At 73.7% G+C, this 9,022-nt stretch carries 2 protein-coding genes; both read right to left on the reverse strand.

From position 1 onward, the window contains the following. The coding region (locus tag ACFV1W_RS39380) for a type I polyketide synthase (RefSeq protein WP_380422254.1) at positions 1–2,905 on the reverse strand (2,905 nt) is incomplete at its 3' end. 22 nt (positions 2,906–2,927) lie between these two features. Further along, on the reverse strand, positions 2,928–9,022 hold a 6,095-nt coding region (locus ACFV1W_RS39385; RefSeq protein ID WP_380422256.1), incomplete at its 5' end, for an SDR family NAD(P)-dependent oxidoreductase.

A 9,022-nucleotide genomic window follows, 5' to 3' on the forward strand; every position in this document is an offset into this window, starting at 1 on the left:
CCTGGTCACCGGCGTGCACCGCCAGCTCCACCAACGCCGACGACGGCACCACCACCACCCCGTGCACCCGGTGCTCACCCAGCCACCCGTGCGACTGGAGGGAGAGGCGGCCGGTGAGGACCACCGTGTCCGACTCCGGCAGCGTGATCGCCGCACCCACCAACGGATGCCCGGTCACCTCCAGACCCAGCCTGCTCGCGTCCCCCGCCGTCGGAGCCACATCGAGCCAAAAACGCTCACGCTGGAACGCGTAGGTCGGCAGATCCACCCGGCGGCCCCCACGGCCGGCGAACACGCCCTCCCAGTCCAGCTCGGCGCCGCGGGCGTGCAGGCCGGTGACGGCCTCGGTGAAGGACACCGCCTCCGGGCGGTCCCTGCGCAGCACGGGGGCGAAGTGGCCCTCGGTGATCTCCTGCGCGAGGGCGGAGAGGGTGCCGTCCGGGCCCAGCTCCAGGAAGTCGGTGACGCCCTGGGCCGCCAGGCACGCGATGCCGTCGGCGAAGCGCACCGCCTCACGGACGTGCCGCACCCAGTACTCGGGGGACGTCAGCTCGGTCGCCAGCTCACCGGTGACGTTGGAGACGACGGCGAACTTCGGCTCGGCGTACGTGAGTTCCGAGGCGACGGCGCGGAACTCGGCCAGCATCGGCTCCATGCGCGGCGAGTGGAACGCGTGGCTCACCCGCAGCTGACGACCCCGACGGCCCTGTGCCTTCCAGTGCTCCATCACCTCAAGGACGGCGGCCTCGTCGCCCGAAACCACCACCGACGTCGGCCCGTTGACCGCCGCGATGGCGATCTCCGACTCCCGGCCGGCCAGCAGCGGCAGCACCTCCGCCTCGGTCGCCTCGATCGCCGCCATCGCGCCACCGGCGGGCAGCGCCTGCATCAGACGCCCACGCGCCTCGACGAGCCTGGCCGCATCGTCCAGCGACAGCACGCCCGCGACATGCGCGGCAGCGATCTCACCCACCGAGTGGCCGACCAGGAAGTCCGGCTTCAGACCCCACGACTCCACCAGACGGAACAGCGCCACCTCGACCGCGAACAGCGCCGCCTGCGTGTACGCCGTCCGGTCCAGCAGCTCCGACGCCTCGAACACCACCTCCTTCAAAGGCAGTTCGAAGCGATCGCACACCTCGTCGAACGCCGCCGCGAACACCGGGAACGCCTCGGACAACTCCCGGCCCATCCCCGACCGCTGGCTCCCCTGCCCCGTGAACAGGAACGCCAGCTTGCCCCGGCCCACCGTCTCGCCGGAAACCTCGCCGCTCGCCACGCCGGCGAGGCCCGCCAGCAGCTCGTCCCGGCTCGCACCCGACACCACCGCACGGTGGTCGAACCGGGCCCGCGACAGCGCCAGCGAGTACCCGACGTCCACCGGCGACAGCTCCGGCCGCTCCCCGACGAACGCGGCCAGCCGCGCCGCCTGGTCGCGCAGCGCCGCCTCGGACTTTCCCGACACCACCCACGACACCGGAGCGTCGACCGTCACGTCCTCGGCCTCGACGGCCTTCTCGGCGGGCGCCTGCTCCAGCAGCACGTGCGCGTTGGTGCCGCTCATGCCGAACGACGAGACGGCGCAGCGTCGGGGCCGGTCCACCTCGGGCCACTTCCGGGCCTCGGTGAGCAGCCGGACCGCGCCCGACGACCAGTCCACCTCGGGGGTGGGCTCATCCACGTGCAGGGTCTGCGGCAGGAGGCCCTCCTGCATCGCGAAGACCATCTTGATGATGCTCGCGACGCCCGAAGCGGCCTGGCTGTGGCCGAGGTTGGACTTGTGCGAGCCGATCCACAGCGGCTCGCCCTCGCGGCCCTGCCCGTACGTCGCCAGCAGCGCCTGCGCCTCGATCGGGTCGCCCAGTCGCGTACCCGTCCCGTGCGCCTCGACCACGTCCACCTCGCCGGTGGTCAGGCCGGCGTTGCTGAGCGCCCGGCGGATGACCCGCTGCTGCGCGGGGCCGTTGGGCGCGGTCAGGCCGTTGGAGGCACCGTCCTGGTTGAGGGCGGTACCCCGGACGACGGCCAGCACCTTGTGGCCGTTGCGCCGCGCGTCCGACAGCCGCTCCACGAGCAGCATGCCGACACCCTCGGACCAGCCGGTGCCGTCGGCCGCCGCCGCGAAGGGCTTGCAGCGGCCGTCGCCGGCCAGGCCGCGCTGGCGGGAGAACTCCAGGAAGGTGTCCGGGGTCGACATCACGGTGACGCCGCCCGCGAGGGCGAGCGTGCACTCGCCGCGCCGCAGTGCCTGCACGGCCTGGTGCAGCGCGACCAGCGAGGAGGAGCACGCCGTGTCGATCGACACGGCAGGACCCTCCAGGCCCAGGGTGTAGGAGATGCGGCCGGAGGCGACGCTGCCCGAGTTCCCGGTGCTGAGGTAGCCCGCCAGGCTGTCGATGGCCTGCGCGGAACCGGTGTAGTAGTCCGAGGTCATCACGCCGGCGAAGACGCCGGTCTGACTGCCGCGCACGGAGGCCGGGTCGATGCCCGCCCGCTCGAACGCCTCCCACGAGACCTCCAGCAACAGCCGCTGCTGCGGGTCCATGGCGAGCGCCTCACGCGGCGAGATCCCGAAGAAGGACGGGTCGAACTCCCCCACGTCGTAGAGGAATCCGCCCTCCACCGAAACGGACTTGCCGAGCGCGTCCGGGTCCGGGGAGTACAGGTTGTCCAGGTCCCAGCCGCGGTTCGTCGGGAACCCGGCGATCGCGTCGGTGCCGTCCGCGATCAGCTGCCACAGCTCCTCGGGCGAGGTGACCCCGCCAGGGTAGCGGCAGGCCATGCCGATGATCGCGATCGGCTCGGTCGCCGCGCCGACGAGCTGCCGGTTCTGCTGCTTGAGACTCTCGGTCTCCTTGATCGACGCACGCAGCGCCTCGACGAGTTGTGCCTGGGACGTTGTCATCAAGAGCTCCACACATCAGCCATCAGGAGTCGGAGTTTCCGAGCGCCATACGGATCAGGTCCTCGGTGTCCATCGCGTCGATCCCGTCGATCGCTCCGGTCGCGTCGGCCTCCTCGGCCGCCGTCTCCTTACCCCCGAGGTTTGCCAGGTCAAGCAGGAGGTCCAGCACGCCGGCCGCCCGGAAGCGGTCCAGCGGGATGGCCGCGAGCGCGGTGCGGATCCGGGTCTCCTCCGGGTCCGCGTCGCCCGCCACGTCGTCCGGCACGAGCTCGGCCCGCAGGTGGGCGGTGAGCGCGGCGGGCGTCGGGTAGTCGAACACCAGCGTCGCCGGCAGCTTCAGCCCGGTGGCCGCGTTCAGGCGGTTGCGCAGCTCGACCGCGGTCAGCGAGTCGAAGCCCAGCTCCTTGAACGCGCGGCCCGCCTCCAGCGCGGCCCCGCCGCCGTGGCCGAGGACGGCCGCGACGTGGGTGCCGACCAGGTCGCTCAGCAGCGCGTCCCGCTCCTCGCCCGGCAGGGCGGCGAGCCGCTCCGCGAGGGACACCGGACCGGCCGCGGTCCCGCCCGTGGCGGCCTTGCGCCGGCCGGCGCCGCGGCGCAGCCCGCGCAGCAGCGGGTCGTCCGCGCCGTCCGAGAGGAGCTTCGCGAAGTCCAGGCACATCGGCGAGAGCACCGGGCGGCCCGACTCGTGGGCCGCGTCGAACAGCTCCATGCCGAGATCCGCCGTCAGCGGCAGCATGCCGCCGCGCTCCATGCGCTGGACGTCGGCCTCCGTGAGGTGGCCGGTGATGCCGCTGCGCTGCTCCCAGAAGCCCCACTGGAGGGAGACGCCCGCGAGCCCGCGAGCCCGGCGGTGCTGGGCGAGGGCGTCGAGGAAGGTGTTGCCCGCGACGTAGTTGCCCTGCCCCGCCTCACCGAACATGGCGGCGGCCGAGGAGAAGAGCACGAAGGCCGCCAGGTCCGTGGACCGCGTCAGCTCGTGCAGGTGGAGCGCCGCGTCGACCTTCGGCCGCAGCACCCGGCCGAGCCGCTCCGGGCTGAGCGAACCGATCGTGGCGTCGTCGATCACACCGGCGGTGTGGACGACGGCCGTGAGCGGGTGCTCGGCCGGGACCGACTTCAGCAGCGCCTCGACCGCCGAGCGGTCCGTCACGTCGCAGGCGACGACCTCGACCCTGGCGCCGAGCCCGGTGAGCTCGGCCACCAGCTCGGGTGCGCCCTCGGCATCGAGGCCGCGCCGGCTGGTCAGCACGAGGCTGCGCAGCCCGTGCCCGGTGACCAGGTGGCGGGCCACCAGGGCGCCGAGGGTGCCGGTGCCACCGGTGATCAGCGCGGTGCCGTTCCGGTCCAGCTCCGCCGGGACGACGGTGCCCACCCCGACGACCGGCACCCGGGCCAGGCGGCGGGCCGACACCCGGGTGCCGCGCACCGCGAGCTCGGGCTCGCCGGTGGCGACGGCCGCCGCCAGCAGCTCGGCGGTCAGCTCGTTGCCGCGCACGTCGAGCAGGACCAGCCGGTCCGGGTTCTCGCGCTGCGCCGAGCGGAGCAGGCCCCACACGGCGGCGTGCGCCAGGTCGGTCACGTCCTCGTCCGGCCCGGTCGCCGTGGCACCCTGGGTCGCGACGACCAGGCGGGAGTCCGCGAAGCGCTCCTCGGCCAGCCACTCCTGGACGAGGCCGAGGGCCCCGTACAGCGCGGCGTGCGTCTCCCGCGCGAGTTCGGACGTGTCCCTCCGGTTCGACGCGGTCGACCCCAGCGGCACGAACACCAGCTCGGGCACGACCTCCTCGGCCGCGATCTCCGCCAGCTCCGAGTACCAGGTGACCTCGTCGAACGGCAGGCCGCAGGTGTCGCCGCCGAGCACCGCCCAGTCCGCACCGGTCCCGGCGCTCCCGCCGGCGGCCGGGGCGAGCGGCAGCGCCGCCCACTCCGACTGGAACAGCGACTCGTGGAAGCCGGTGCGGCCGACGGCCAGGCCCTCGGCGGTCACCGGGCCGCGCTCCAGCGAGGCGACGGCCGCCACCGGCGCGCCCGCGCCGTCGGCGATCTGCACCGTCAGAGCTTCCGTCCCCCCGCCGCCGCGGACGATGCGCACCCGCAGCAGCGAGGCGCCCGCGGCGAACAGCGTCAGGCCGTTCCAGGCGGTGGGCAGGGCGATCCGGCCGTCGGCCGCGGTGAACGCGTCCAGCAGGACGGGGTGCAGGGCCGCGTCGAGCAGTGCGGGGTGCAGGCCGAAGCCGTCGGCCGCCACGCCCTCGGGGAGTGCGACCTCGGCGAACAGCTCGTCGCCGCGGCGCCAGGCGGCGCGCAGGCCCCGGAACACCGGGCCGTGGACGGCACCGAGGCCGGCGAGATCGGCGTACACGCCCTCGGTCTCGATCACCTCGGCGTCCTTCGGCGGCCAGGCCGCCAGGTCGAACCCGGCCACCGGGGCGGCGCCGGTCAGTGCGCCCTCGGCGTGCCGAGTCCACGGCGTGCCCGCCTCGGCGTCGTCCGGCTGTGAGAAGACCGCCACCCGACGGCGCCCGTCCGGGCCGGCCGGGTCGACCGTCACCCGCACGGCGACGCCACCGCGCTCGGGCAGCACCAGCGGTGCCTGCACGGTCAGTTCCTCGACGGTGCCGGAGCCGGCCTGGTCACCGGCGTGCACCGCCAGCTCCGCCAGCACCGACCAGGGCAGCAGCGCCGCGCCCAGCACGGTGTGGTCCGCCAGCCAGGCGTGCGACTGGAGGGAGAGGCGACCGGTGAGGACCACCGTGTCCGACTCCGGCAGCGTGATCGCCGCACCCAGCAGCGGGTGCCCCGTCGCGGCCTGACCGAGACCGGTGGCGCTGCCGAGCGTGGCGACGGCCTCCATCCAGAAGCGCTCGTGCTGGAACGCGTAGGTCGGCAGGTCGGTGCGGCTCGCGCCGCGACCGGCGAAGACGGCCTCCCAGTCCAGCTCGGCGCCGCGGGCGTGCAGGCCGGTGACGGCCTGCGTGAAGGACAGCGCCTCCGGGCGGTCCTTGCGCAGCACGGGGGCGAAGTGACCCTCGGTGATCTCCTGCGCCAGGGCAGAGAGGGTGCCGTCCGGGCCCAGCTCCAGGAAGTCGGTGACGCCCTGGGCGGCCAGGTAGGCGATGCCGTCGGCGAAGCGCACCGCCTCGCGGACGTGCCGCACCCAGTACTCGGGGGACGTCAGCTCGGTGGCCAGTTCACCGGTGACGTTGGAGACAACGGCGAACGTCGGCTCGCTGTACGTGAGTTCCGAGGCGACGGCGCGGAACTCGGCCAGCATCGGCTCCATCCGCGGCGAGTGGAACGCATGGCTCACCCGCAGCTGACGACCCCGACGGCCCTGCGCCTTCCAGTGCTCCAGCACCTCCAGCACGACGGCCTCGTCACCCGAAACCACCACCGACACAGGACCGTTGACCGCCGCGATGGCGATCTCCGACTCCCGGCCGGCCAGCAGCGGCAGCACCTCCGCCTCCGTCGCCTCGATCGCCGCCATCGCACCACCGGCGGGCAGCGCCTGCATCAGACGCCCACGCGCCTCCACCAGCCGCGCCGCATCCTCCAGCGACAGCACACCCGCGACATGCGCGGCAGCGATCTCACCCACCGAGTGGCCGACCAGGAAGTCCGGCTTCAGACCCCACGACTCCACCAGACGGAACAGCGCCACCTCGACCGCGAACAGCGCCGCCTGCGTGTACGCCGTCCGGTCCAGCAGCTCCGACCCCTCGAACACCACGTCCTTCAACGGCACGTCCAGGTGGGCGTCCAGGTAGGAGCACACCTCGTCGAACGCCGCCGCGAAGGTCGGGAACGCCGCGTACAGCTCCCGGCCCATCCCGGCCCGCTGGCTCCCCTGCCCGGTGAACAGGAACGCCAGCTTGCCGCGGCCCACCGCCCCACCGGACACCTCACCACTCGCCACGCCTGCCAACCCGGCCAGCAGTTCGTCCCGGTCCGCACCCGAGACGACCGCGCGGTGGTCGAAGCGAGCACGTGACAGCGCCAGCGAGTAGCCGACGTCCACCGGTTCAAGCTCCGGCCGCTCCTGGAGGAAGGTCGCCAGCCGCGCGGCCTGTGCGCGCAGCGCCCCCTCGGACTTGCCCGACACCACCCAGGCGACAGGGGCGTCAACCGTCGCATCGACGGCCTCCGCGGGCGCCTCCGCCGGAGCCTGCTCCAGGATCACGTGCGCATTCGTCCCGCTGATGCCGAACGACGACACCGCCGCCCGGCGCGGACGCCCGAGTTCCGGCCAGTCCCGCGCCTCGGTCAGCAGCTCCACCGCACCGGCCGACCAGTCGACGTGCGGGGTCGGCTCGTCCACGTGGAGCGTCTGCGGGAGGACGCCCTCTCGCAGCGCCATGACCATCTTGATGATGCCCGCGACGCCGGCCGCCGCCTGGGTGTGACCGAGGTTCGACTTCACCGAGCCGAGCCAGAGCGGCTCAGCCTCCTCGCGGCCCTGCCCGTACGTCGCCAGCAGCGCCTGCGCCTCGATCGGGTCGCCCAGTCGCGTACCCGTCCCGTGCGCCTCCACCACGTCCACCTCGCCGGTGGTCAGGCCGGCACCCGCCAGCGCCTGCCGGATCACCCGCTGCTGCGACGGACCGTTCGGCGCCGTCAGACCGTTCGACGCACCGTCCTGGTTCACCGCCGAACCCCGCACCACCGCAAGCACCTTGTGCCCGTTACGCCGAGCATCCGACAACCGCTCCACCAGCAGCATGCCCACGCCCTCGCCCCAGCCGGTGCCGTCGGCCGCGCCCGCGAAGGGCTTGCAACGGCCGTTCAGCGCCAGGCCGCGCTGCAGGGCGAAGCTGGAGAAGGTGTCGGGGTTCGGCATCACCGTCACGCCACCGGCGAGCGCCAAGGTGCACTCACCGTTGCGCAGGGCCTGCACCGCAAGGTGCAGGGTCACCAGGGAGGAAGAGCAGGCCGTGTCGACCGTCACCGCCGGGCCCTCGAAGCCGAAGGTGTACGAGACGCGCCCGGACACCACGCTGCTGGAGCCACCGGTGCCGAGGAAGCCCTCGATCCCCTCCGGGACCTCCGTCACCCGGGCCGCGTAGTTGTGGTACATCACGCCGGCGAACACGCCGGTCCGGCTGCCGCGCACGGAGGCCGGGTCGATGCCGGCCCGCTCGAACGCCTCCCAGGAGGCCTCCAGCAGCAGACGCTGCTGCGGGTCCATGGCGAGCGCCTCGCGCGGCGAGATCCCGAAGAAGGTCGGGTCGAACTCGGCCGCCTGCTGGAGGAAACCGCCCTCCAGGACGTAGTCGTCCTCGGGATGCTCCGGGTCGGGGACGAGGATCCGCTCCAGGTCCCAACCGCGGTCGGTCGGGAACGGCACGATGCCGTCGCCGCCGGCCAGCAGGAACTGCCACAGCCCCTCGGGCGTGGTGACGCCGCCCGGGTAGCGGCAGGCCATGCCGACGATCACGATCGGGTCGTCGTCCGCGGCCGTCGCAGCCCGGGTACCGACCTCGACCACCGCATGGGCACCGGTGACCTCGGCCACGACGAAGTCGGCGACGGCCACCGCGTTCGGGTGGTCGAACACCAGCGTCGCCGGCAGCCGCAGACCCGTCGCCGCACCGAGCTGGTTTCGGAACTCCACGGCCGTGAGCGAGTCGAAGCCCATCTCCTTGAAGGCCCGCTCCGGCTCCACCACGTCGACGTTCGGGAAGCTCAGCACCGCCGCGACCCGCGCCCTGACCAGCGCGAGCGCGAAGGCGCGCCGCTCGTCCGGGCTGCCCTGGGCGAGCAACTGCTCCGCCCACTCGCCCCGGGCCGCCGAGGCCGCGGCGCGGCGGGCGGGGGTGCGGACCAGGGCCCGCAGCAGCGGCGGGACGCCGGTGGTGGCGGCCTGCCGACGGACGTCGGCCAGGTCCAGGCGGACGGGCACCAGGAGCGCCTGTCCGGAGGTCCAGGCGGCATCCAGCAGGGCGAGGCCCTCGGTGTCCGTCAGGCCGTCGTGCCGGCGGCGGTCGGCCTCGCCGAGACCACCGGCCATGCCACCGCTCTGCTCCCACGCTCCCCAGGCCAGCGAGGTCGCCGGCAGGCCGAGGGCGTGACGGTGGGCGGCGAGGGCGTCCAGGAAGGTGTTCGCCGCCGCGTAGT

This window comes from Kitasatospora sp. NPDC059648 (assembly GCF_042734825.1).
Taxonomy (GTDB): domain Bacteria; phylum Actinomycetota; class Actinomycetes; order Streptomycetales; family Streptomycetaceae; genus Kitasatospora.